At 47.6% G+C, this 23,294-nt stretch carries 22 protein-coding genes and 1 pseudogene; 18 read left to right on the top strand and 5 right to left on the bottom strand.

Going from position 1 to position 23,294, the window contains the following annotated elements:
* Positions 1-10 precede the first annotated feature (10 nt).
* The 16 genes and pseudogenes from ACT53C_RS03295 (at position 11) to ACT53C_RS03220 (ending at position 16,915) form a co-directional block, all read left to right on the top strand.
* The gene (locus ACT53C_RS03295) at positions 11-772 is read left to right on the top strand and encodes an ABC transporter ATP-binding protein (protein ID WP_476144789.1); all 762 of its coding nucleotides are present in this window, start codon (positions 11-13) and stop codon (positions 770-772) included.
* A complete protein-coding gene (locus ACT53C_RS03290; protein ID WP_476144788.1) occupies positions 769-1,482 on the top strand; it encodes a nucleotidyltransferase family protein in 714 nt (237 codons plus the stop codon). Before ACT53C_RS03295 ends, ACT53C_RS03290 begins: the two co-directional genes overlap by 4 nt.
* Positions 1,483-1,492: 10 nt before the next feature.
* A complete protein-coding gene (locus ACT53C_RS03285) occupies positions 1,493-2,068 on the top strand; it encodes a D-sedoheptulose-7-phosphate isomerase (RefSeq protein WP_476144787.1) in 576 nt (191 codons plus the stop codon).
* Positions 2,069-2,092: 24 nt separating this feature from the next.
* Positions 2,093-3,031, top strand: a complete 939-nt coding sequence (locus ACT53C_RS03280) for an NAD-dependent epimerase/dehydratase family protein (RefSeq protein WP_476144785.1) — start codon at positions 2,093-2,095, stop codon at positions 3,029-3,031.
* A 10-nt stretch (positions 3,032-3,041) separates the two neighbouring features.
* Entirely contained in the window at positions 3,042-4,244 is a 1,203-nt protein-coding gene (gene lhgO / locus ACT53C_RS03275) for an L-2-hydroxyglutarate oxidase (protein ID WP_476144784.1), read from the top strand.
* A gap of 8 nt (positions 4,245-4,252) precedes the next feature.
* Entirely contained in the window at positions 4,253-4,855 is a 603-nt protein-coding gene (gene gmhB, locus ACT53C_RS03270; RefSeq protein ID WP_476144783.1) for a D-glycero-beta-D-manno-heptose 1,7-bisphosphate 7-phosphatase, read from the top strand.
* The gene (locus tag ACT53C_RS03265; protein WP_476144782.1) at positions 4,852-6,084 is read left to right on the top strand and encodes a glycosyltransferase family protein; all 1,233 of its coding nucleotides are present in this window, start codon (positions 4,852-4,854) and stop codon (positions 6,082-6,084) included. Before gmhB ends, ACT53C_RS03265 begins: the two co-directional genes overlap by 4 nt.
* Positions 6,027-9,011 (top strand): glycosyltransferase, encoded by a 2,985-nt coding sequence (locus ACT53C_RS03260; protein ID WP_476144781.1) that lies wholly within the window; start codon positions 6,027-6,029, stop codon positions 9,009-9,011. Before ACT53C_RS03265 ends, ACT53C_RS03260 begins: the two co-directional genes overlap by 58 nt.
* A 131-nt stretch (positions 9,012-9,142) precedes the next feature.
* A complete protein-coding gene (locus ACT53C_RS03255) occupies positions 9,143-10,126 on the top strand; it encodes a class I SAM-dependent methyltransferase (protein WP_476144780.1) in 984 nt (327 codons plus the stop codon).
* A gap of 2 nt (positions 10,127-10,128) precedes the next feature.
* A complete protein-coding gene (locus tag ACT53C_RS03250) occupies positions 10,129-11,334 on the top strand; it encodes a methyltransferase domain-containing protein (protein ID WP_476144779.1) in 1,206 nt (401 codons plus the stop codon).
* Positions 11,331-12,254, top strand: a complete 924-nt coding sequence (locus tag ACT53C_RS03245; RefSeq protein WP_476144778.1) for an NAD-dependent epimerase/dehydratase family protein — start codon at positions 11,331-11,333, stop codon at positions 12,252-12,254. Before ACT53C_RS03250 ends, ACT53C_RS03245 begins: the two co-directional genes overlap by 4 nt.
* Before the next feature lie 253 nt (positions 12,255-12,507).
* Positions 12,508-13,539, top strand: coding sequence for a GHMP family kinase ATP-binding protein (locus ACT53C_RS03240; RefSeq protein WP_476144777.1), 1,032 nt, complete (start codon positions 12,508-12,510; stop codon positions 13,537-13,539).
* A gap of 10 nt (positions 13,540-13,549) precedes the next feature.
* Positions 13,550-14,653, top strand: coding sequence for a non-hydrolyzing UDP-N-acetylglucosamine 2-epimerase (gene wecB, locus ACT53C_RS03235; protein ID WP_476144776.1), 1,104 nt, complete (start codon positions 13,550-13,552; stop codon positions 14,651-14,653).
* Complete coding sequence (locus ACT53C_RS03230) at positions 14,650-15,750, top strand: glycosyltransferase family protein (protein ID WP_476144775.1); 1,101 nt, start codon at positions 14,650-14,652, stop codon at positions 15,748-15,750. Before wecB ends, ACT53C_RS03230 begins: the two co-directional genes overlap by 4 nt.
* Positions 15,751-15,788: 38 nt before the next feature.
* Positions 15,789-16,058 (top strand): annotated as a pseudogene (locus ACT53C_RS03225) (energy-dependent translational throttle protein EttA); the annotation flags it as partial.
* A 92-nt stretch (positions 16,059-16,150) separates the two neighbouring features.
* On the top strand, positions 16,151-16,915 hold the full coding sequence (locus ACT53C_RS03220) for an arylamine N-acetyltransferase family protein (RefSeq protein ID WP_313984701.1): 765 nt from the start codon (positions 16,151-16,153) through the stop codon (positions 16,913-16,915).
* 53 nt (positions 16,916-16,968) lie between these two features.
* Here ACT53C_RS03220 and ACT53C_RS03215 read toward each other — a convergent pair whose 3' ends face one another.
* Positions 16,969-17,190 (bottom strand): hypothetical protein, encoded by a 222-nt coding sequence (locus ACT53C_RS03215; RefSeq protein WP_313984704.1) that lies wholly within the window; start codon positions 17,188-17,190, stop codon positions 16,969-16,971.
* A 97-nt stretch (positions 17,191-17,287) separates the two neighbouring features.
* Positions 17,288-18,112: an SDR family oxidoreductase gene (locus ACT53C_RS03210; RefSeq protein ID WP_476144774.1), complete on the bottom strand. Its 825-nt coding sequence runs from the start codon at positions 18,110-18,112 to the stop codon at positions 17,288-17,290.
* Positions 18,113-18,171: 59 nt separating this feature from the next.
* On the opposite strand from ACT53C_RS03210, the gene ACT53C_RS03205 reads away from it, so the two are divergent.
* Both ACT53C_RS03205 and ACT53C_RS03200 read left to right on the top strand, forming a co-directional pair.
* Entirely contained in the window at positions 18,172-18,546 is a 375-nt protein-coding gene (locus ACT53C_RS03205) for a DUF6394 family protein (protein WP_476144773.1), read from the top strand.
* Positions 18,547-18,559: 13 nt separating this feature from the next.
* Positions 18,560-20,251, top strand: a complete 1,692-nt coding sequence (locus ACT53C_RS03200; RefSeq protein WP_476144772.1) for a potassium channel family protein — start codon at positions 18,560-18,562, stop codon at positions 20,249-20,251.
* Positions 20,252-20,291: 40 nt separating this feature from the next.
* On the opposite strand, the gene ACT53C_RS03195 is transcribed toward ACT53C_RS03200, so the two are convergent.
* The 3 genes from ACT53C_RS03195 to argS form a co-directional block, all read right to left on the bottom strand.
* Positions 20,292-20,936, bottom strand: a complete 645-nt coding sequence (locus ACT53C_RS03195) for a thiol:disulfide interchange protein DsbA/DsbL (RefSeq protein WP_476144771.1) — start codon at positions 20,934-20,936, stop codon at positions 20,292-20,294.
* Between the two features lie 65 nt (positions 20,937-21,001).
* Positions 21,002-21,595 carry an SPOR domain-containing protein gene (locus ACT53C_RS03190; protein WP_275357522.1) on the bottom strand — a complete coding sequence of 198 codons (594 nt, stop codon included), beginning with the start codon at positions 21,593-21,595 and terminating at the stop codon, positions 21,002-21,004.
* Between the two features lie 40 nt (positions 21,596-21,635).
* Positions 21,636-23,294 (bottom strand): arginine--tRNA ligase, encoded by a 1,659-nt coding sequence (gene argS / locus ACT53C_RS03185; RefSeq protein WP_476144770.1) that lies wholly within the window; start codon positions 23,292-23,294, stop codon positions 21,636-21,638.

Genomic DNA, 23,294 nt, shown 5'->3' with positions numbered 1-23,294 from the left:
GGTCAGTGATATGAGTTCGATTGAAGTTAGCCAGGTCCATCTTGATTACCCGCTGGTGGGTATTGGCAGTAGATCACTAAAAAAGCGGCTTTTGGGAACTGCTACAGGCGGTCTCGTTTCATCGGGCGATACTGTGCCCGTCGTCAAGGCTCTCCGGGATATCAACTTTTCTCTCAAGGAGGGTGACCGCCTAGGTCTGGTCGGGCACAATGGAGCAGGAAAATCCACGCTCTTAAAGGTTTTGGCCGGAATATATCAGCCAACAACTGGGTCTGTAAGGGCAAAGGGTCGAATTGTTTCAACCCTAAATATTTCTCTTGGGATGGAGCCAGAGGCTACGGGTTTTGAAAACATCATTATCCGTGGACTCGTTCTTGGTATGAAACGGATCGAGATTAATGCAAAGCTTGATGAAATTGCTGCTTTCACAGAACTCGGTGAATATCTTGACATGCCTGTCCGCATCTATTCCTCTGGCATGACCACTAGGCTAGCATTCGCCACAGTAACGGCAATGGATTCGGACATTCTACTTATGGATGAGGTTATTGGCACAGGAGATGCTGCATTCATGGATAAGGCGGAAAAGCGCCTGAATGAGTTTATGAACAGAAGCAAAATTATCGTGCTTGCTTCGCACTCTGATGAGGTGATCAAAAAATTCTGCAATAAGGCCTTGTTGCTTGAGCATGGTCAAATTATTGCTGCGGGTGGCCCTGACGAAGTCATTGCCACATATCACTCTCGAACTGTTGAGGCCGTTGGCGCATGAAAAGCATTAGGCCTTCTGAAATGCTAATCCTTGCTGGTGGGTTGGGTACACGCTTGAAGTCTGTAGTAAGTGATGTACCAAAGCCCATGGCCCCTATTTCTGGTCGCCCATTTCTTGCATATTTAATTGACCACTGGATTGGTCAAGGTGTTAAACGTTTTGTGCTATCTACTGGACATTTGGGTAATGTTGTTCATGCGTATTTTGGTGAAACTTATCATGGCGCAGTCATTGATTATGTGCATGAACAGATACCGCTTGGTACTGGCGGGGCATTGCGGTTGGCGATGAATAGCGTGGTGTGGGCGGAAGAAGCTGTCTTGATGATTAATGGGGATACTTGGTTTCCTGTTGACTTGAATCAGTTGTGTGATGACGTAAAGCACCAAAACCTACCAATTACACTCACACTCAAAACCATCGAAAAAAATGACCGATATGGTGGCGTTGATATTGGCGCTGACGGAAAAGTCAAACTGTTCGGTGTCAAGTCTGAAGGCTCTGCACGTATCAACGCAGGATGTTATTTTTTGAGTGTTGGCCAGCTAAAGCAAGCGCTTGCCCAAATGCCTGAGACCTTCTCGTTTGAGGGCGATTTTCTCCCCCTTTACGCAGCAAAGGGTCTGGTGGGATCAAGCCTCCAGGATCAACCTTTTTTAGATATTGGTATTCCTGAAGACTATAAAAAAGCATCAACTTTTCTGAAATGACCGTCCTGATATGAAACTCCTAGAAAACAATATCCTGGCAGCGATTGAAGCTCAGCAAACCCTGTTGGCGGATGAGGGCTTAAAGTCGACATTTAGCCAAGCCGTTGATCATGTTGTATCCTGCTATCAAAAAGGCGGGCGACTTTACATCGCTGGCAATGGTGGCTCTGCCGCGGACTCGCAGCATCTTGCAGCCGAATTTGTGAGTAAACTGGCGCGGGATCGTAACCCGCTCCCCGCAGAAGCCTTGACCACTGACAGTTCAATACTGACTGCCATCGGCAATGACTATGGGTTTGAGCACGTATTCTCCAGGCAGCTAGCGGCCAAATTGCAGACGAATGACGTTTTTCTGGGCATTACTACATCGGGTCAGTCGCTAAATATTCTGAAGGCTCTTCAAGAATGTAGAGCCAAGGGAATAAAAACTATTGTATTTACTGGGCGGGATGGTGGTCAAACGAAAGATCTCGCGGACTACTGCCTTATTGCCCCCGGAAAAATGACAAGCACCATACAGGAGCTTCATATTTTGCTAGCGCATACATTGTGCGAGAGCGTTGAATCTACGTTGTTCCCAAACTAAATAACAAACTCAGGACATTTACACATGACACAAAATATTCTAGTAACAGGCGGTGCAGGTTATCTCGGCTCCACCATGGTTCCGGACCTCTTAGCAGCTGGTCACAAAGTGACCGTGCTTGATAACTTCATGTATGGTCAAAATAGCTTGGCACATGTATGCCATCACCCAAACTTCAGCGTAGTTAGGGGTGATGTGCGTCAGGAGGCCACCCTGCTGCCGTTATTAAAAAAAGCAGACACCATCATTCCCTTGGCCGCATTAGTTGGAGCTCCCATCTGCTCTATTGATCCAGTCGGTGCAACCACTATCAATCATGATGCAATTTTTATGATGCTCAAAAACGTGAGCAAAGATCAACGCATACTGATGCCTACTACCAATAGCGCATATGGTTCTGGTGATAAGAATAACTTTTGCACTGAAGAGTCACCACTCAATCCGATTTCCAAATACGCCATCGACAAAGTAGAAATCGAAAAGGCTTTGTTGGAGCATCCCAATTTCATCAGTTTCCGCCTTGCCACTGTATTTGGCATGTCTCCGCGTATGCGTATTGACTTGCTGGTGAATGACTTCACTCATCGTGCCGTCAACGACCGTTTTGTTGTTTTGTTTGAAGGCACGTTCAAGCGTAATTACATTCATGTGAGAGATGTCAGTCGTGTGTTCCAGCATGCTATTGCCAATTTTGACACGATGAAGGGTGAAATTTTCAATGTTGGCCTTTCAGATGCCAATGTTTCCAAACAAGAACTCTGTCAACGTATTCAAAAATATGTGCCTGAGTTTGTGTTTATCGATGCGCCTGTTGGTAAAGATCCTGATCAGCGGAACTACATTGTATCCAACGCGAAAATTGAAGCGACTGGCTTCACCCCAACACATTCGCTTGACTTCGGCATACAAGAGCTGATCAAAGGTTACACAATGATCCGTAATACCCGTTACGGCAACGTCTAAATAAAAATTGATGTCACAGCTTAATTTTGATTTCGTCATTATTGGTGCCGGTATCGTCGGTCTTACGGTTGCGTCTGAAATTGTCAAACGCAACCCGAAGGCGACGGTCGCTATTTTAGAAAAGGAATCGGCACCTGGTCTGCATGCCAGTGGGCGCAACAGTGGCGTTCTGCACTGTGGTATCTATTATGGGAGTGATACACTTAAAGCCAAAGTATGTGCAGAGGGTGCTCGCCGTATGGTGGCTTATGCAGAAGCCGAAGGTATCGCGGTCAACCGATGTGGTAAGGTCATTATTGCAACAAGTGAAGCTCAACTGCCAACGGTCGAAAAGCTGATGGGTAATGCAAGAGATAACAATATCCTTGCGGAGCGCATTGATTCCCAGCAGCTCAAAGAAATCGAGCCATTCGCCGCTTCTGGTCCCGCAGCAATATATTGCCCAAGCACCGCTGTCATTGATAGTACAGTCGTTCTGGCGCGCATTAAAGACAAGTTAGTACAGCATGGCACTACTTTTCTGTTTGATTACACATTTCAGAGTGTCAAGCGCAGAGGATGCATACAGACCAATCAGGGAGACATAAGTTACGGCTTTTTGGTCAATTGTGCCGGTGCTTATGCAGATACTGTGGCCAAGGCATACGGACTGGCCAGTGAATACGCACTAGTTCCGTTCAAGGGCATTTACTGGAAGCTAAGCAAGGCTGCAAATCATAAAGTTCGCGCCAACATTTACCCGGTACCAGATGTTTCAATGCCATTTCTTGGTGTGCATCTTACACGGGTCATCAGTTCCGATGTTTATGTTGGACCAACGGCTATTCCAGCATTTGGGCGTGAAAACTATGGGCTTTTACAAGGCATGAGCCTCGCCGAATCTGCGGCAATTGGCTACCAGCTTGCTGGCATGTATTTGCGCAATGAAAACAATTTCCGCAAATTGGCGCACCTTGAAATGGGTAAGTACAGCAAAAAAAACTTTCTTGAAGCCGCGAAGGCGCTCATGCCATCGCTCAATGCTGAGGACATGGTGCCCACACCCAAAGCGGGCATCCGCCCACAACTGGTTAATACCAAGACACGTAGGCTGGAAATGGATTACATTCTCGCTAATACCGATGACTCCTTACATGTCTTGAATGCGATTTCTCCAGCGTTCACTGGCTCCTTGGCCTTTGCTGAGCTTATCGCTGACAACATTGGCGCATAAGCGAAATTATGCACTTCACTTTACACACCCCTCGTGCGGGTCATCCTGTCCCAGCCGTTTTTCTTGATCGAGACGGCACCGTTAATGTTGAAAAAAATTACCTTTATCGGATAGAGGACTGGGAGTGGATTCCAGGTGCGGCAGAAGCAATACGGCAGCTGAACGAGGCGGGTTTCTTGGTGGTGGTCGTTAGTAATCAAGCTGGTATTGCGAGAGGATTGTATTCAGCGAAGCATGTTCATGCTTTACATAATCATGTGTCTGCTGATTTGGTACGTAAAGGGGGCAAAATCGATGCCTATTACTTTTGCCCTCACCATCCTGAGTATGGGGAGATTCGTGCTTGTAAATGCCGAAAGCCAAGTCCAACCATGTTGCTTGAAGCGGCAATTGCACTCAATATTGATCTTTCTAGGTCATGGATGATCGGTGACAAGGCTATTGATATTCAAGCAGGACAACTTGCGGGTGTTTCTACAATTCTCGTGCGTACAGGGTATGGCGTAAGTGAAGAGGCAATCACGACTGGAGCCGAATTCGTAACGGCTTCACTTTGCGATGCGATTGAACGCATCGCGGAGTTGGACGCAATGCGAAAGCCGACTCCATGAATCGTAATTTCATCTTGATCGATCATTCGATCGAAGACTCGACCGGACACTATCTTGAATACGCCAATCGCATTCTGCGTGCGGCAAAATCGCTTGGTTATAGAACTGTTCTTGGCGTAAACGTCAGGGCTGGCGATGTGGTCTGTCATGGTGCAGATGTTATAGACAAAGCTTTTTCGCGCACTTTTTGGGAAAATCAGGCAATAAGCCGAACAGCTCTGATAACAAACTATTTGCGGAAAAGCAGCAAAATTGCAGGCAATCCTGATTTGGCTAAGATATATGCTGAAGAGTTACAAAGTTTTTTTATTCGTGTTGGTGCAAAAACGGGTGATATTGTCTTTGTTCCAACTTTGGGAGGGATAGAGCTCATCGCCATCTCGCTGTATTCCGCAACAAAAAATGCTATCTCCTTGGACTGGCATCTTCTCTTTCGGCGGGACTTATGTACGTTAGATGAGAGTTTGATTAGCAAAGCACGTGTGAATCACTTTCGAATCGTCAAGTGTTTTTCTGAATTCGATGCGCGTTTCAGCAAGGGCCATGCTGCTTTCTATACAGATACTGATGAGCTTACCGAGCGATACAGTTGTGCGGTCGAAAAGGTTTTTACAACCCTTCCAATCCCGATTGACGAGACGCTCGGTTTTAAAAGTATAAAGAATGGCGGGCCACTTGTTGTTTCTTATCTAGGGGATGCGCGTGAGGAGAAGGGAATTCATCTTTTGCCGAAACTAATCGCCGTCACTCGCTCAAAAGGATTTAGTGAGGCTAATGTTCAATTTCGTGTACAGGCAAACTTTCCTTTATCCGTAACCAGTGCGCGCGTCATCCGAGCTAAAAAACAACTAATAAAATTGCAAGGGAAAGGGCTTGATATCCTTGATGGACCCTTCAGTAGTGATGCTTATAATCACCTGATTTGCTCGTCTGATATAATCCTGATTCCTTATTGTAAAAAAAATTATCAGGCACGAAGCTCTGGTATATTTGCCGAAGCGTTGGCGGCTGGGGTCCCGACGGTCTACCCAAAAGGTACATGGATGGCAAAAACCAAAACGCTGTGTGGATCAGTTGAATATGACGACATCTCTGGCTTGCATAATGCATTTCTAAAAATTCTCAGCGATTACCCAAAGCATGAAGAAAAAAGCATCGCATTCAGTACGCAATGGCGACAACAGCATTCCGCACACAACTTGCTGGTACAAATGTTAAAGAAATCGTAAAAGTTATGAAAATATTGCTCATTACTACTGACCTCTATAAGGCAACCGGCGGCGGCCAAACAGTTTATAAAAAAATCATTGAAGCTACACCCGACATAGAGTTTTATTATTTCCAGCGTGCAGAGTCAGCAACTGCATCTCGCCCAGCAAATGCCCGCTGCATTCCATTAGCAGAACGTCGTCGTCTGCGCGCTATAGTTCCTCCACCTTACCCCAGATATAAATTAGAAACATTAATAGAGGCTGATCAGATTGCGAGATCGGTAGCAGGCGAGAGTTTTGACATCGTTGATATCCCTGATTTTCAATCATTTGGAAGCGCTTTGCGGGATGCGTTTGCTCATCATCGCGTCAATGTTGAGCGCATTGTGCTTGCCATGCACGGTAATATATCCAAATCGATGGAGTTAAATTGGGGTTCTGCTGACAATAGCTTGCTGGAGAAGCGCTTATTGGAGCGGACTCAGTTCGAAGCGGCGGATGCAGTCTATGCAATTTCTCCACGCTATATCAGTGAATGGCAGACAGTCGTTAATCGCCCCGTTCATTATATTGACCCCGCTCATTTTGTCAGTGCTGAATTACAATCGCTCAACCAAATTGATGTGCATAAGAAACCTTCAATTTACTGTATTGGCCGCAGCGAGCGGCGTAAGGGAAATGACCTTTTCGTTGAATTGGTTCGTTGGCTGAGGCAAGAATCATTTGATAGCGCTGCGCATATTGGTGACTCGGACTTCTCGCAGCACGGTGTATCATCAGCCTCCCTGTTAGAGGGTATTGCCAAGCATCGCGGTATCGAAGTACCCACTCTACCATCACTGAGTAGAGGTCAACTGGCAAAGTTATATGGCCAGCGATCAATCGTTGTCTTGCCCGTCCGATACGACACATTGAATCTCGTTGCCCTTGAAGCCTTGTTTAGTGGTTGTCCTGTAGCGATTTCAACAAAAGCAGGAGTGTGTGATTATCTAGATGAGTTTCATCCAGATTTACCGTACATTAAAATCGATTTTGACAATTTTTATGCGGCCGTAAGCGACTTGCAAGAACTGGTTGATCACTATGATAACCATCGTCAAAAACTTGCTACGTATTTGACTCAACGCTCAGTAAAGCCACAGAGCTCATTAAATATGCGTTCATTTTACGAGAATGCACTTAAATCTGCTTCCGTTGAGCTTAGCTTAACCGGTTCTTACGTAGTGCCCTACGAAGTACGTGGCCGTTCCTATAAGGCGCAATTGGTAAAACTAGCGCGTCAACTACTACCCACCCATGTTTATCAAGTGCTAATGCGACTTATCCTTGCTCCTAGATCTTGGATAGTCGAAAAATTAAAAAAATCTGGTTATTTTGGCGATGCCAAATTTTTTGGATTCCTAGTCGATTCAAAATCAGTGCCATGGCGCTTGACAAGGATTGCTGAATGCTCTGAACATAATCTCAAGTTGCTGCGTAGCAAGCTTGATAAAATTTATAGTAAGGCAAGCAACCCACTCTATCGTTGTAACTTCTGGAAGGAGATTGCACGTATCGAACGCATTCTGGGCAACGAGTTGATGGCAGTCACTTATGAACTTAGAATACTTCGCTTGCTTGGTGAAGATAAACTAGGCCTTTTACCTGGGGTGATTGCCACACTAAATAAACACGGGCTAGCTCAAGAAGCCGTAGCCGCACAAGCCATGTACGGAGACCCAAACAAGGCTGAAGAAAATGTATATGCCTATTTAAAAGCAGCCTATCAACGTAACCTTATTCGGCAAGATAAACCGCTTCAGGTGCTTGATGATCGGCGTACTCTAAGTGTTCCAAGAGTGTCTGTCATTGTTTCTCTTTATAAAGCAGCTGATAAACTTAACTACTTTCTGACTGCGCTGAGTCAACAAACGCTAGTGAAGCGTGGCGAGGTTGAGATTATTCTGGTTGATAGCGGCTCTCCCACCAATGAACGAGAAGTCATCGAAGCATTCTTGCAAAAAACCCCACTAAATGCCGCTTACGCTCGGTCTGCGGAACGCGAAACAATTCAGGCTGCCTGGAATCGAGGTATTGGTCTTGCGAAAGCGCCTTATCTCGTATTTCTTGGAGCAGATGAGACGTTATACCCAGAAGGCTTGGAGGTTTTAGCAGATGAGCTGGATCAGAACCCCGAAGTCGATTGGGTGATGGCCAATAGCTTGGTTACTTCAGTGGATGAACATGGCGTCCATGAGTACGATATCATGTCATATGATCGAACAGGTGCTTGCAAAGATCATACATATCTAGAAACCTGTTATCTTTCATGGGTTGGCGGTATGTATCGTAAAACGTTGCATGAGCGATTTGGGTATTACGATGAAACCTTTGGGGCAGCTGGTGATACCGAGATCAAGAATCGTATTTTGCCCTACATCAACGTCAAGTTTATTCCCAAAATGCTTGGCTTGTTCATCAATTATCCTGATGGACAAACCACAGCCAGCCCAAAAGCAGAGATTGAAGATCTGCGGGCTTGGTATATGCATCGTACTCCGGGTGGGCTCCGATATGCCTTCGAAAACAGGCCAATTGAGGAGGCGGAAAAACAGCTTTGCTTGGCTTTGGGTTATCGCAAATCCTATTGTGGTCATATGTCCTGTGACATTGAATATGCAACCTATTTGGCTCAGCATATCAAGGCGAGAAACTTGAACTCTGAAGTTGCAAGCCGAACGCTTCCAGGTTTGGAGGAAATGTTGCTCGATTTGCGAACACTTGAATTTGCTCAGAAGGAAGCTTCCAGATTGGGGAGCATGAAGATACTGTTTAGTGCTTGGCGCAATGCCTCTCGGTATCAGACACAACATCGCGTTGACCTAAAGACTATCTCATGGCCTTGCTACAGCGTATTGAATGACAATCGGCATGAGCAGCACTCATGGCTTTGGAAGTCAAATTAGGGCATTGAAAATGCAGTCAATAACAATCGACTGCATTAGTCGAATTACAGTTATAAAGCGAACTTTTGGTTTAAAACGCGGATTTGTCGAAGTCTCTGTTAATTGCAAAAAATAATTTATTAAGGTCAAAAATGGTTAATTTAAAAAAATTATTGAAGAATAAACTCATTGCCTTTATGCGACATAATCTCGAGGATTGGAAAGCTGAGACTGTCGAAAGAACACTTTCAATGGTTAGACTAGAGGATCGGGAAGATAAGATTGTCGAAAGAACACTTTCAATGGTCCGAAACGAATACACGGTTATGCCTCGATTTGGATTCCATCAGCCACTGGATTACTACTTAGAGACGGCACCAATAAGCTTTGAACAACCCTTGAAAATTGATGGAGTTGAATTGTTAGTTCCTGCATCTGCTGACCGTATGGGTTATAGTCCTGATGATACAAATGAATATCTGAGTTGGGGTCTAAACGACAAAAACTTGGTCAAAGCTCAGATTGATATTCATCTTGCAAAAACGAACGATTTGGCCATTTTGGATTTTGGGTGTTCATCCGGTAGAGTGCTACGCCATTTTCATGCGGAGTCAAGGTCCAAAAATTGGAAGTTATATGGTGTTGATATTCAGGCAAAACCAATTCAATGGATGCGAGAATTCATGCCCCCAGAGTTTTGTGTATATACGGGGTCTACGGTGCCAGTGCTTCCATTTCCAGATAATCATTTCGATGTTATATATGGTTTTTCTATATTCACACATATCAAATTTCATTGGGATATGTGGTTACTTGAACTGAAGCGTGTTTTGAAACCTGGTGGTTTAATAATTCAAACAATTCATACAGAAAATGCATGGCGCTTTTATTACGACCATAGAGATTTATCTTGGGTCAAGAATAATCATTCGGCAACGATGCTGAAAACTCGGGATATGCCTTATGATTATTTTTATTATGGTGACATAGGCGTTAGTCAGGTTTTCTGGAAGCGCGAAGTGGCTAAGCAATATTGGGGTAGATATTTTACTGTTCTCGATGTGATGCAACCGCCCGATGACCGTTCGTTCCAAGATTGGATGGTTTGTACTAAATCTGTTGGCAAAGGAGAGTAAAAATGATCTGCCGTATCTGTGATTCAACCCATCTTGAACCTGTTGTTGATCTTGGCGAGCAGCCTTGGTGCAACCACTTTCTGAAAAAGGAGGAGGTCGGTAAGGAGCCTTTTTATCCATTGCGAGTCCTGTTCTGTCACGACTGCCATACCTCTCAGCTTGATTTCACGGTTAAGAAGGAGATCATGTTTGGGGATCACACCTATTTGTCTGGGACGACCAAATCACTCTCAGAACATTTTCGTAATATTGCCAACGAGGTGGATACTAAGTTTTTTGCGCACGCAAAACAAAAGTCTGTGCTTGATATTGGCTCTAATGACGGCACGCAATTAAAGCATTTTCAGGCGTTGGGTTACGAAGTGTTGGGCGTAGAGTCGTCCAAGACCACAGCACGTATTGCAAACGATGCGGGTGTACCAACATTGAACGCATTCTTCAACCAGCAAACGATGGCCAATATTGGCAAGCAGTTTGATGTGTTCAATGCTTCTGGGGTCTTTTTTCATCTGGAAGAGTTGCATTCAGTCTGTGAGGCGATCAAGCAGGGATTGAAGCAAGACGGCGTGTTCGTCGTCCAGTTTTTATACATGAAAAGTATTATGGAGAACCTGGCTTTTGACCAGATTTATCATGAGCACCTTTTGTACTACACGCTCGAAACGATTGAAGTTTTGCTCAACCGTCATGGTCTTTCCATGTTCGATGCATACCTGGCTCCAATTCATGGCGGCTCTATCATCGGCTATATCTCTCATCAAGGTGCCCGAGAGCCATCTGAGCAGTTATTGGCAATGCGTGAAGAAGAGCGCACTTCTGGGTGCAACACCATCGAAGCCTATCGACAATTTGATCTGCGTATAAAACAGATGAAGCAGGATAATCTCAATTACTTGAATGCCGCGAAGGCAGCTGGTAGGCGTATCTACGGTTTTGGCGCACCCGTAAAAGGTAATACCATGCTTAACTACTTCGGCGTGGGACCTGAGTTAATCGAGAGTTTGGTAGAAAAAAATGAGCTACGTCGCGGATTGTATTCGCCTGGCATGCACATACCTTTGTTAATTGAAGACGAGGTAACCGATCTTCCGGACATTTATTATGTGCTTGCCTGGAATTTTAAAAAGGAGATATTGGCAAACAATCAGTCGCTAATTGATCAAGGCGTCGAGTTCTATTTTCCGGTGAATCCCAAGGTGAGCGCATGAAGATCATTGTTACAGGCAGTTCGGGTTTTCTTGGTACGGCGTTATGCCGCTTTTTAGAAGCGCAGGGCCACGAATTGACCAAGCTTACTTCTCACAATTGTAATCTACGCAAGGCAGACAGTCTGAACGCTTTTTCATCGGAAAAGTACGATCTACTATTCCATCTTGCAGCATGGACGCAGGCGGGAGATTTCTGCATCAAACACCCTGGCGAGCAGTGGATCATCAACCAACAGATCAATACCAATGTTCTGGCTTGGTGGGCCGAGCAACAGCCGCAAGCAAAGTTGGTGTTCATGGGGACTAGCTGTGTATATGCGCCAGATAGTAATTTGCGTGAGACGGAGTACATGCTGGGTGAACCTATTGACAGTCTCTACACTTATGCGATGACAAAGCGCATGCTCTATCAGGGTGCGCGTGCATTGAGTAATCAATTCGGTTTACGTTATCTATGCGCGGTTCCATCAACACTGTACGGTGCCGGCTATCACACGGATGGCCGCCAAATGCACTTTATCTTCGATCTGATGCGAAAGATTATCCGTGGCAAAGAGTATGGAGAACCTGTAGTGCTGTGGGGAGATGGTTACCAAAAACGGGAGTTGGTCCTTGTTGACGATTTCGTTCAAATCCTTTGGCAACTTGCACAAAAATTCGACAATGAGATTTTTAACATTGGGGCGGGGGAGGAGTATCCGATACGAATGTTTGCCGAAAGCATTTGCAAGGTAGTTGGCTATCCAGTAGCGGACATTCTGTATGACAGCAGTCGGTATGTTGGGGCGAAATCAAAATGCCTAAACGTAGAAAAGATCAAAGAAGCGTTACCGGACTACTCGCTTGAGGCTCTAGATGTGGGGCTCAAAAAAACGATTGAGTGGTTTTATGAGGCAAAAGCTTATGAGCAGGTTGGTTGAGTAAGCAGCTATGTTTAACCAACTGGAGCATAATGATTTCTGCTCTTCGAAATGAATTGATGTGTCATGGAATTGGGTCTTTCACGCGCTAAAATTAATCGTTTTGAAGGCATATTTATATTGGATACCAATAACTACAAAGAAATTCAAGCGAAAGACTCGGCGTAAAGCTAAATGCTAAGTTTATCTATTTGGGTGGTTCGTTATACTTGTTACAGTTAAATCATAATTAGTGTAATGGCTTCCGCCTCGATTGGTCGCTGGTTTTTCTCGAAAATTAGTCAAAAAACGAGCAAACTTAATGATTATTTCACGGACACCTTTCCGTATTTCCTTTTTTGGAGGCGGTACCGACTACCCGCCATGGTACAAACAACATGGTGGTGCAGTATTGTCGACATCGTTCGATAAATATTGCTATATCACCTGCCGCGAACTACCACCATTTTTCGACCATAAATACCGGATTGCCTATTCCAAGGTTGAAAATACTATGTCGATTGCTGACATTGAGCATCCGGCGGTTCGTGCGGTGCTTGGAGACATGGGTTTTGAGCATGGTCTTGAAATTCATTGTGATGCAGACCTCCCTGCGCGTTCTGGACTAGGCTCTAGTTCTTCTTTTGTCGTCGGCATGCTGCATTCTCTAAGTGCGCTCCAAGGCAAACGCGTTACAAAGGACTGGCTGGCTCAGGAAGCGATTCGAATCGAACAGGAGGTGTTGTGTGAGAATGTGGGCTCGCAAGATCAGGCAGCAGCAGCTTATGGTGGATTCAATGTCATTCATTTCCAACAAGATGGCAGTTTGAAAGTTGAGCCTCTTGTTGTACCAGCAGAGAGAAAGCAGGCGTTGAATGATCATCTGATGTTGTTCTTTACTGGATTTTCTCGAATTTCATCCGAAATAGCCAAGGCTCAGGTAGCAAATATAGCGAATAAATCCATTGAGCTTCATCGAATGCGCGCCATGGTCGATCAAGGGGTAGACATCCTTTGCAATAGCCAAGATATTCGCCCTTTTGGTGAATTGTTGCATTCAGGGTGGATGCATAAACGTGCCATGTCTGATCAAGTTTCAAATTCAAGCATCGATTCGCTTTATGACACCGCACGAAAGGCGGGGGCTATTGGTGGAAAATTGTTAGGTGCAGGCGGTGGTGGCTTCATGTTGATGTTTGTGTCGCCAGAAAAGCAAGCTGCTGTTCGGACTGCGCTCGGGGAGTTGATTTATGTGCCCTTCAAATTTGAAACGGCAGGCAGCCAAGTGATCTACTACGAGCCATAATCATATGATTATGGAAAAGAAACGAATTCTTTGTGTGGTGGGGACGCGTCCTGAGGCTATTAAAATGGCACCCGTGATATTGGCATTAAAGACCCAGCAATGGGCGGATGTTCGAGTACTCGCCACTGCACAGCATCGACATATGCTCGATCAGGTGTTGAGCTTTTTCAACATCGAACCCGATGTTGATCTCGACATTATGCGGCCAAATCAAGCCCTGACGACGCTGACAGCACGATTGTTACTAGACATGGACGAGGTCTTACTCGCTGAGAAACCAGATGCCGTACTTGTGCAAGGCGATACCACAACTGTCATGGCAGTAGCCTTGGCCTGCTTTTATCACCGAATTCCGATCGGGCATGTGGAAGCGGGATTACGGACTTGGGATATGCAAACCCCGTTTCCTGAAGAGGCAAATCGAGTGATTGCTGGCAAGTTGGCACGCTGGCATTTTGCGCCGACAGAACGTTCCAGGCAGAATCTTTTACGAGAGGGCGTGCGGGATGCCGACATTACAGTGTCCGGCAATACGGTGATTGATGCACTGCTCATGACTGCATCCAAGGTACATGAGGTGGGTATCACATTGGATGCTACCAAGCGGCTGGTGTTGGTGACATCACATCGCCGTGAAAACTTTGGTGAACCGTTTCGTAATATCTGCCGAGCACTCAAAACTTTGGCCGAGCGAAACTTGGATATCCAAATTCTTTACCCAGTGCATCCTAATCCGAACGTCAAGGATATAGCTCATGAGATGTTGGGTCATTGCTGCAATATCATTTTGTGTGAGCCGTTAGATTATGCGCCATTTGTTGCAGCGATGAAAAAGGCGTATCTGATTATCAGTGACTCTGGTGGTGTGCAAGAGGAGGCACCTGCTTTGGGTAAGCCTGTGCTTGTATTGCGTGAAGAAACAGAACGGCCGGAGGCCGTTGAAATGGGCGTTGTTAAGCTTGTGGGGACGAACTATGAACGTATCGTCGAGGAGGCTCAGGTGCTGTTGGACGATCCAGCTGTTTATGGCGAAATGGCGTGTGGTGTTTCACCGTATGGTGATGGCAAAGGGGCGGAACGAATTATGTCGGTATTACGGGAGCATTTTGCTTGAAGCGGCTCATTTACCTATCACCCGTTCCATGGACTAGCTTTGCGCAAAGGCCTCACAAGTTTGTCGAATGGTTTCACCAGACGACAGGTGGTCATGTACTTTGGGTTGACCCTTATCCCACCAGGTTTCCTTCGCTGTCAGATTTTCGTAGGCTGGGACAGCAAGTCAGTCAGGAAAATGATTCCTGCACTACCTGGTTGAAGGTGATCAGGCCTTCTGCTTTGCCGATAGAGCCTCTGCCTTGGTCAGGATTGGTTAATGCTTTGATTTGGAGAGGTGTGCTTGACGAGGTCGTTGCATTTGCGCATCAACAGCCGACTTTGCTAGGTATTGGTAAGCCCTCGGTATTCGCATTAGCCGTTATGAGTCGGCTCAATGGCGCTGTTTCTGTTTATGACGCCATGGACGACTTTCCATCGTTTTATACTGGGCTTTCTCGTATGGCAATGCGACGGCGGGAGCTGGAGTTAATAAGCCGCTCGACCCATGTATTAGTTTCATCGACATCATTGCAGCGTCGTTGGAGCAGTTTGCGGTCAGATGTTCAGCTTGTGCTTAACGGCCTGGATGCTAGTGTTTTGCCAGTTCCAAAAGTTGGTATCTCGTCAAGAGCAGAAAAAGTTCTGGGTTATGTGGGCACGATTGGCCCATGGTTTGATTGGGATTGGGTCATTAACCTGGCCAGAGTGCGGCCACAGGATGAAGTGCGTTTAATCGGGCCGATGTTCACACCTGCGCCTTATGTATTGCCAGCAAATGTAAAAATTCACCCACCCTGCTCTCACCAAGATGCAATGCGTGCAATGCAGGAGTTTGACATCGGGTTGATTCCATTCAAAAAGAATAACCTGACTGCTTCGGTAGATCCCATTAAATATTACGAGTATCGAGCGCTTGGTTTGCCTATTATTTCGACAAACTTTGGTGAGATGGCATTTCGCGGAGCTGAAGATGGAACGTTGCTTAGCCATGGCACTCAGGATGTCAGTGGATTGGTTCAAACTGCACTCCTTTATCGTCCAGAGATTGGATCAGTAAGCCGATTTGTGTCTCTCAATACTTGGGAGGGACGTTTTTCTGGAGCAAAAATCATTTAATACTGTGATTTGGATATCGTCAATTACAATCCAGAGAACTGCTGGATAGACGCTCGAATGACCTTGATGTGGAAACTCTGCGTGCCCTTGAAGATGCCTTGCTTGAGTTTTCAGGTTGCGTACTGGTGACCTCGCACGACCGCTGGTTCCTGGACCGGATTGCCACGCACATTCTGGCAGCCGAAGGCGACTCGCAATGGACGTTTTTCAACGGCAACTATCAGGAATACGAAGCTGACAAGAAAAAACGGTTGGGTGAGGAAGGCGCCAAACCTAAACGTATCCGCTATAAACCGATTACGCGATAAAAGACAGCCCACCCGCAAGGTGGGCTTTTTTATGGTGATCGTGTTACTGTGGAGCGCACTTCAGAGCAACTTGTTCACAGGATCCTATTCACATGCAAGCAACCAATTTCAAACTGCAAGATTATTTCAACCGCATAGGCTATGTCGGACAGCCTGACACCAATATCGAGACCTTGCGTGCACTCATGCGCTGTCAGCTATTCAGTGTGCCGTTTGAAAATCTGGATGTACAGGCTGGCAAGGTGGTTTCCATGGTGCCAGAGGAGATAGTCGAGAAAGTTATTTATCGGCAACGCGGGGGATATTGCTACGAAGTGAATGGGGTCTTTGCCATGGCATTACAGGCGCTGGGCTTTCGCTTTCAACTGGTCGCGGCGCGACCAATGTTTTATCCGGTGCGCAGACCCAAAACGCATATGGCAATTGTGGTACATCTCGAGCAACAAGCATGGTTATGTGATTTGGGTTTTGGCAGCTATGGTATCCGCGCACCACTGGCCTTAAATAGGCTGGATACGGAAACCATGCAGGACCATGATTGCTTTATGTTGCGTACCCAGGGCGAGCGCGAATTTTTAGTACAGGCACGCGTCGATGAGGACTGGCAAAACCAGTTTGCGTTTGACCTGCATCCCTGGGAGTGGATTGATTTTTATCCGGCAAATTTTATGAACTCCACTCACCCTGAGGCGATTTTTGTGCAGAGATTGCTGGTCGTATTACATCAGCCGGCAGGCAGGATGATTTTATTCGGCGATACCTTGAAAACCATCACCGATGGCGTGGTGACAAAAAGGATCATACCGAAGAGTGAGCGTAGCGATACGCTTAAAACCCTCTTTGGGTTGTCGACGTAAAAACCTTTACCCCTGCATCCTGACCTGGCAGGACGTCGCAGAGGCTGGTTTGACTAGCGTGGAGCAGATTGCTCTTTGTTCACCAGTTTACGTATCAGCCGGTTGGCATTAATGGCTGCCAGCGTGGCACCGAATTCGTAATCGTCAAAGCGTGACGCTTCAATATAAGGCAAGGCAACCAGCTTGCCGTTAATCAGGCAGATGCGGCATTGGTCTTGCCAGACCTCGTGTGCTTGTGGCTGTAGAGGGTGTTGGCGGGGTTGGGTGTTGTCCATACTTCTCTTAAAACAAGGTGGGTTTGTTTGATTATCTCCAACTGAAATATCTACTCAATAGCCTGTTCGGGCTAATCGACTTTAATTGCCGCTAAATTTAATCGGGTAGCCTGGCTTTATGCGGTGCTTTTTTCATGATCCAGTCCCACAGGCCGGGCGGGATCAGGCGGAGCAGGCGTGCGACGATACCCATTTGCCATGGGATGACACTAAAGCGGCGTTGTTGGGCAATCACGCGCATGGCTTTGCGGGCGAAGACATCGGCATCCATGAGAAAGGGCATCGGGTAGGTGTTGATGTCGGTCATGGGCGTGCGGATGTAGCCGGGGGCGATGGTGGTGACGGTAATCGCATATTGCTGCATTTCGACGCGCAGGCTTTCGAGGTAGGTAATGGCCGCTGCTTTACTCGCGCTGTAAGCGCCGGCGCCAGGCAAGCCGCGAATACCGGCCACACTGGCGATGCCTACTAGTTGCGCCATCTTGCCCTGCTCTGCTGCCTGTTTCATGGCCTCGATAAACGGTTGAAAGGTGTGCACCAGTCCCATGACGTTGGTATCAAACACGGCTTGAAAGGCGGGGATGTCGTCCTGGTATTCGGTGAGGGTGCCACGGCTGATGCCGGCATTGCCGATGACGATATGCGGGGTGCCATATTGATGGATGGCCGTTTGCGCCATGGCTTGCATCTGGTCTGCCTGCCTTACATCGACGCTGTAAGTTGTACAGGCAACCTGATATTGGCTGCTCAGCTGACTGGCAAGCGCTTGCAGTGCGCCCGTATTGCGACCGCACAGACTTAGTTGCAACTGTTGCCGATAATGTTGGGCATAGGCCGTGGCCATGGCGGCGCCTAGGCCACTGGAGGCACCGGTAATCACAATATGCAGGCAGTCAGAATTGGTTTTCGCCATAAAATACATTGCAGTAAACAAATTTTAATCGGGTAGAATGCCATAAAACACTGGTCGGGGAAACGTAGATGAATTTGGAAAAAGTGATTTTTGGCTTTTTTATTATTCTAGCCATGACGCTTAACTTTGGATTTTTTGTTGGTGATCTTGATAACCCGCAACATCACTTGCATTACGAGTTGTATGTCGCCATTGTGGTGAATTTGATTGCCACCGTACTTAAATTTGGTGACCGGACGCAGATTGGCGCGATCCACCTCGCTACCAGCCTGGTCGCCGATTTACAGTTGATTGCCGCAGCAATTATCTGGACCGTTGCTGGCAGCAACGGCGCGGATACTGAGGTGATTGTCGGGGTGGTTTCTTTGTCTGGTGGTGCATTTCTCGCCAATATCACGTCGGTCATTTTGCTGATTTATGAAACCGTGACCTTGCGTCGCTAAGCACGTAGTCAGCATGACGCTCAATCAAATTGTGTTCTGGATTTTGCGGCGTATGCGTGCGCCGCTGCTGATGTTGATTGTCAGCTATGCCATTGCGATGATCGGCTTTGTGTTGATCCCCGGGGTAAATGACCGCGGCCAAGCCTATCATCTGAATTTCTTCGATGCCTTTTATATTCTGAGTTATACCGCGACCACCATCGGTTTTGGTGAACTCCCCTACCCGTTTACCACGCCACAGCGTCTGTGGATGACTTTTTCGATTTATGTGACGGTGATCTCCTGGTTTTACGCCATCGGGGCGATTATCGGGTTGTTTCAGGAGGGCGCACTCAAGCAGGCGTTTAAAACTGCGATTTTCCAGCGCGATGTCAAAAACCTGATGGAGCCGTTTTACCTGATTTGTGGCTATGGGGAAACCGGCGGCGAGCTGGTCAGGGCGCTGGATAGAAACGAGTTGCGGGTGGTGGTGCTTGAACGCTCGCCAGAACGCGTGAATGAACTTGAGCTGACGAATTACCAGTTTCATATTCCGCACTTATGCGCAGATGCAAAGTTATCCGAGGTGTTGCTCTACGCCGGCATTAAAAATCCCATGTGCCGCGGGGTGGCGGCGCTGACCGATGATGACCATGCCAACCTGGCAATCTCGGTGGCGGTGAAGCTGATCAAGCCTGGATTGCCGGTGCTGGCGCGTGTACAGGATGATGTCATCGCCGCCAATATGGCCTCGTTTGGCACAGACCGCATTATTAATCCTTACCATATTTTTGGGGAACACTTGGCCATGCGGCTCAACGCATTGGGCACTTACCTGCTGCATGAGTGGTTGACGCGTGCACCGGGCGATGCGATCGAAACCCCGGCCGCCATCCCGCAAGGCCACTGGATTGCTTGTGGCTTTGGTCGCTTTGGCAAGTCTGTCGTCAATAGCCTGCAAAATGAGGCCATGCATGTCACGATCATCGAGGCAGATCCGGCAGGCACGCAATGTGAGCAATGCATTATCGGCAGCGGTGTGGAGTCGCACATCTTGAAACAGGCCGGGATTGAGCAGGCGGTGGGCATTGTAGCGGGTACCGATAATGACATTAATAATCTGTCTATCGTCATGACGGCATTGGAGCTCAACCCTAATCTGTTTGTGATCATCCGCAAGAACAAGCGCCATAACGATCCGCTGTTTCAACATTTTGATGCCGACATCACCATGCAGCCCAGTGATGTGATTGCACACACCTGTTTGTCTTATATGGTTTCACCCATGTTGGCCGAGTTTCTGGCCACTGCGCGGCATCAGGGCAATGCTTGGGCCAATGCCGTGATTGCGCAACTGGTTTCCAAGCTCGGTGAGCAAGTGCCAGATACCTGGGATATTACGATTGCGGATGACATGGCCGTGGCGGTGTGTGGCCTCATGCAGCAAGGGATGCGGCCAGCGCTCAAGCATTTACTCATGAATCCTGCCGGCCAACAGCGGCATGAAATGCCGGTGGTGCCGTTAATGTTGCTGCGCGCGGGTGAAAAAATGTTATTACCGGACCTGGCGACGCCGCTGGAGATGGGCGATAAAATTTTATTCTGTGGTCTGGATCAGGCCAAATCGATCCAGCGCTATCTGCTGCACGACCTGAAAACCTTGCATTATCTAGTGACAGGGAATGAGATGCCTGAAACCTGGATTGGCCGCTGGCTGAAACAATAAAAAACCCTGCCTAAGCAGGGTTTTTTATTGTCATTGTTGCTTATTTTTTACCCGCTGCGCGGTCCTTGCGCACGTTCTGGATAATAAAGTCCGCTGTTTGCAAGGCAGCTTCATTGCCTCCGGCCATGGAGCTGCCGGTGATGTACTTGCCATCAATAATCAAGGCAGGCACGCCTGTGGCGCCGGAAGCGCGGAACACTTGCATGGCTTTATTCATTTGCATGTTCAGCGCAAACGACTTAAAGGCTTTTTCAACTTTAATCTTGTCCAGGCCGCCTTGTTTGGTCACCCAATCAATAGCTGCAGCTTCGTCCGCCGGGTTCAAGCTTTTTGTTTTATGAATGGCGTCAAACAATGGGGTATGCAGTTTATCCAGTACGCCCAGTTCTTGCATGGCAAAATAGGTTTTGGCCATGGGCGCCCAGCTGGCATTGGGTAAGGCTGGCATGCGTTTGAAATACACATCTGCTGGTAACTTTTTCACCCAGGCTTCCAGCGGGTGTTCCATGTGATAGCAGTGCGGACAGCCATACCAGAACAGCTCCATGACTTCGATTTTGGCCGGTTGATCCGTCGTCATTTGTTGTGCGACCTGATCAAACTGCTCACCCATTTGCGGCTCAGCCAAGGCAGCAGTGGCGGTGAAGCCTGCCCAGAGCATCAAACTTAACAACATTTTTTTCATGATATTCGTTTCCTATGTGTGGAAAGTAATGGTTTAACGTGACAGCTGGCGATACGATGACAGCATTAATGCGATGCTGAAGATTCGATATTGACCTTGATCAGATTAGGCTGAAAGCCATTGGTTTCCAGGTCATGGCTGATTTTTGTAATTTTTGCCAGATCGTTGAGCGGTCCAATGCGTACACGGTGCATGGTGCCCTTATTCGGAATTTCTGCCGTTTGTACAACGGCCTCAAAGCCTACCAGTGCCAGTCGGGTTTTGAGATTGTTGGCATCATCCTCTTTGGCAAACGCGCCCACCTGAATAAAGTAGCTTTCTTGTTTGATAGTCGGGTTCTTTTTCACTTGCTCTTCACTGATTTTGCTCTCGGTATCCGGCAAAATGGTGTAGAAGTCAAATTTGTTAGGGTCCTCAATCGAGGTGCTCCCAGGTTTGACTTCTTCTTCGGTGACGGTGCTTTTGATCGGCAGCTCTTGCGAGCCGCTGTCATTCTTGAAGGCGCTGGAGAACGGGCTGTGGTCACCTTTGATATAAATGATGAGCGCGACCGTCAAGGCGACGCCCAAAAACAGGCCGACCAGCAGGCCGTTAAAGAAGGTGCTGCCGCTGCTCTTGCTTTTTGCTTTGGCTTGTGAGGGTTTGTAGTCGCGACTCATAGATAATTTGAACCAATCAATTCGGGCACTTTTCAGGTGCTTACATTTTATCCGGGGCGCTTACCCCCAGCAAAGACAAGCCATTGCGAAGGACAACGCGGGTTGCGGTAATCAGCGACAGGCGTGCCAGTTTGACTTGTGCATCATCCACCAAAAATTTGGTGTCATTGTAATAACTATGCAGGGCACTGGCTAGCTCCTTGAGATAGTTGGCCACCATGTGCGGTGCCAGTGCCTGGCAGGCGCTGCTGACCACTTCAGGATATTGCCCCAAGGCTTGCATCAGGGTTGTTTCTGCTGTGCTGTTGAGTGGTGACAGGTCGGTGGTGGTGAGGCTGCCAACATCGCCACCCCACTGATTGAGTACGCTGCAAATGCGCGCATGCGCGTACTGGATATAGTAAACCGGGTTGTCATTGGTTTGCGCACGTGCCAGATCGATGTCGAACACCAATTGCGAATCCGGGCTACGCGCCGCCAAAAAGTAACGCGTGGCATCACAGCCAACTTCTTCAATCAGGTCGCGCAAAGTCACATAGCTCCCTGCACGTTTGGAGAGCTTGACCTCTTCACCGCCGCGCATCACCGTGACCATTTGGTGCAGCACGTATTCGGGCCAGCCTTGCGGAATGCCAACATTGAGGGCTTGCAGCCCGGCTCGCACGCGCGTAATGGTGCTGTGGTGGTCTGCGCCCTGCTCGTTGATCACACGTTTGAAACCGCGCTGCCACTTTTCACGATGGTAAGCGACATCCGGCACAAAATAGGTGTAGCCACCTTCTTTTTTGCGCATGACGCGGTCTTTGTCATCACCAAAATCCGTTGTGCGCAGCCATAAGGCGTCGTCTTGTTCATAGGTGTGACCACTGGCGAGCAGCGATTGCACGGTGTTGTCTACCTTGCCTTCGGTGTATAGCGCGCTTTCGAGTGAGAACACATCAAATTTGATCTGGAATGCCTGCAAGTCCAAATCTTGCTCATGGCGCAAATAAGCCACCGCAAACTTGCGTATGGATTCCGTATCATTGACATCACCGCTGGCAGTCACCTGCATGTCGTCAGCAGTCACCGTCGCTTTGGCTAAAAAGGCCTCTGCAATTTCGAGGATATAGTCTCCACGGTAACCATCTTCAGGGAAGCTTGCATCGTCTGGCGTTATCCCTTGCGCGCGCGCCAGCACCGATTTGGTCAGGTTATCGATTTGTGCGCCTGCATCATTGTAATAAAACTCACGCGTCACCTCCCAGCCATTGGCGGCCAGTAATCGGCATAAACAGTCGCCGACCGCAGCACCGCGGCCATGGCCCACATGTAACGGGCCAGTGGGGTTGGCAGAGACAAACTCCACCTGGACTTTTTCGCCTTGCCCTGCCGGGTTGCGGCCAAACTGGTCGGTTTGTTTCAAAATATCGTGCACGATGGCCTGTTTGCTATCTGCCGACAAAAAGAAATTGATAAAGCCTGCACCCGCAATCTCCACCTTGCTGATCACCTGGTTGGCGGGCAAGCCGTCGATAATCTGCTGGGCAATCATGCGCGGATTTTGCTTGAGCGGTTTAGCCAGTTGCATGGCGATATTGGTCGCGAAATCCCCATGCTCGGCAGATTTTGGCCGCTCAAGGATGATATGGAGACTGGAGGTGTCTGCCACCAGCGGCGTCACCGCTTGCAGAATCAGTTCTGTGATCGTTTGTTTCAA

It is taken from the genome of Methylophilus sp. DMC14 (genome assembly GCF_056314085.1).
This window is presented reverse-complemented; position numbering and strand designations above follow the sequence as displayed.

What these genes read in the sequence shown, in the direction of transcription:
- ACT53C_RS03285 (WP_476144787.1), top strand. Translation starts at nt 1,493, where the DNA reads ATGAAACTCCTAGAAAACAATATCCTGGCAGCGATTGAAGCTCAGCAA.
- ACT53C_RS03255 (WP_476144780.1), top strand. Translation starts at nt 9,143, where the DNA reads ATGGTTAATTTAAAAAAATTATTGAAGAATAAACTCATTGCCTTTATG.
- ACT53C_RS03260 (WP_476144781.1), top strand. Translation starts at nt 6,027, where the DNA reads ATGGCGACAACAGCATTCCGCACACAACTTGCTGGTACAAATGTTAAA.
- wecB (WP_476144776.1), top strand. Translation starts at nt 13,550, where the DNA reads ATGGAAAAGAAACGAATTCTTTGTGTGGTGGGGACGCGTCCTGAGGCT.
- ACT53C_RS03280 (WP_476144785.1), top strand. Translation starts at nt 2,093, where the DNA reads ATGACACAAAATATTCTAGTAACAGGCGGTGCAGGTTATCTCGGCTCC.
- ACT53C_RS03250 (WP_476144779.1), top strand. Translation starts at nt 10,129, where the DNA reads ATGATCTGCCGTATCTGTGATTCAACCCATCTTGAACCTGTTGTTGAT.
- gmhB (WP_476144783.1), top strand. Translation starts at nt 4,253, where the DNA reads ATGCACTTCACTTTACACACCCCTCGTGCGGGTCATCCTGTCCCAGCC.
- ACT53C_RS03290 (WP_476144788.1), top strand. Translation starts at nt 769, where the DNA reads ATGAAAAGCATTAGGCCTTCTGAAATGCTAATCCTTGCTGGTGGGTTG.
- ACT53C_RS03190 (WP_275357522.1), bottom strand. Translation starts at nt 21,595, where the DNA reads ATGAGTCGCGACTACAAACCCTCACAAGCCAAAGCAAAAAGCAAGAGC.
- ACT53C_RS03205 (WP_476144773.1), top strand. Translation starts at nt 18,172, where the DNA reads ATGAATTTGGAAAAAGTGATTTTTGGCTTTTTTATTATTCTAGCCATG.
- ACT53C_RS03210 (WP_476144774.1), bottom strand. Translation starts at nt 18,112, where the DNA reads ATGTATTTTATGGCGAAAACCAATTCTGACTGCCTGCATATTGTGATT.
- ACT53C_RS03220 (WP_313984701.1), top strand. Translation starts at nt 16,151, where the DNA reads ATGCAAGCAACCAATTTCAAACTGCAAGATTATTTCAACCGCATAGGC.
- ACT53C_RS03265 (WP_476144782.1), top strand. Translation starts at nt 4,852, where the DNA reads ATGAATCGTAATTTCATCTTGATCGATCATTCGATCGAAGACTCGACC.
- ACT53C_RS03195 (WP_476144771.1), bottom strand. Translation starts at nt 20,936, where the DNA reads ATGAAAAAAATGTTGTTAAGTTTGATGCTCTGGGCAGGCTTCACCGCC.
- ACT53C_RS03245 (WP_476144778.1), top strand. Translation starts at nt 11,331, where the DNA reads ATGAAGATCATTGTTACAGGCAGTTCGGGTTTTCTTGGTACGGCGTTA.
- ACT53C_RS03295 (WP_476144789.1), top strand. Translation starts at nt 11, where the DNA reads ATGAGTTCGATTGAAGTTAGCCAGGTCCATCTTGATTACCCGCTGGTG.
- ACT53C_RS03215 (WP_313984704.1), bottom strand. Translation starts at nt 17,190, where the DNA reads ATGGACAACACCCAACCCCGCCAACACCCTCTACAGCCACAAGCACAC.
- ACT53C_RS03200 (WP_476144772.1), top strand. Translation starts at nt 18,560, where the DNA reads ATGACGCTCAATCAAATTGTGTTCTGGATTTTGCGGCGTATGCGTGCG.
- lhgO (WP_476144784.1), top strand. Translation starts at nt 3,042, where the DNA reads ATGTCACAGCTTAATTTTGATTTCGTCATTATTGGTGCCGGTATCGTC.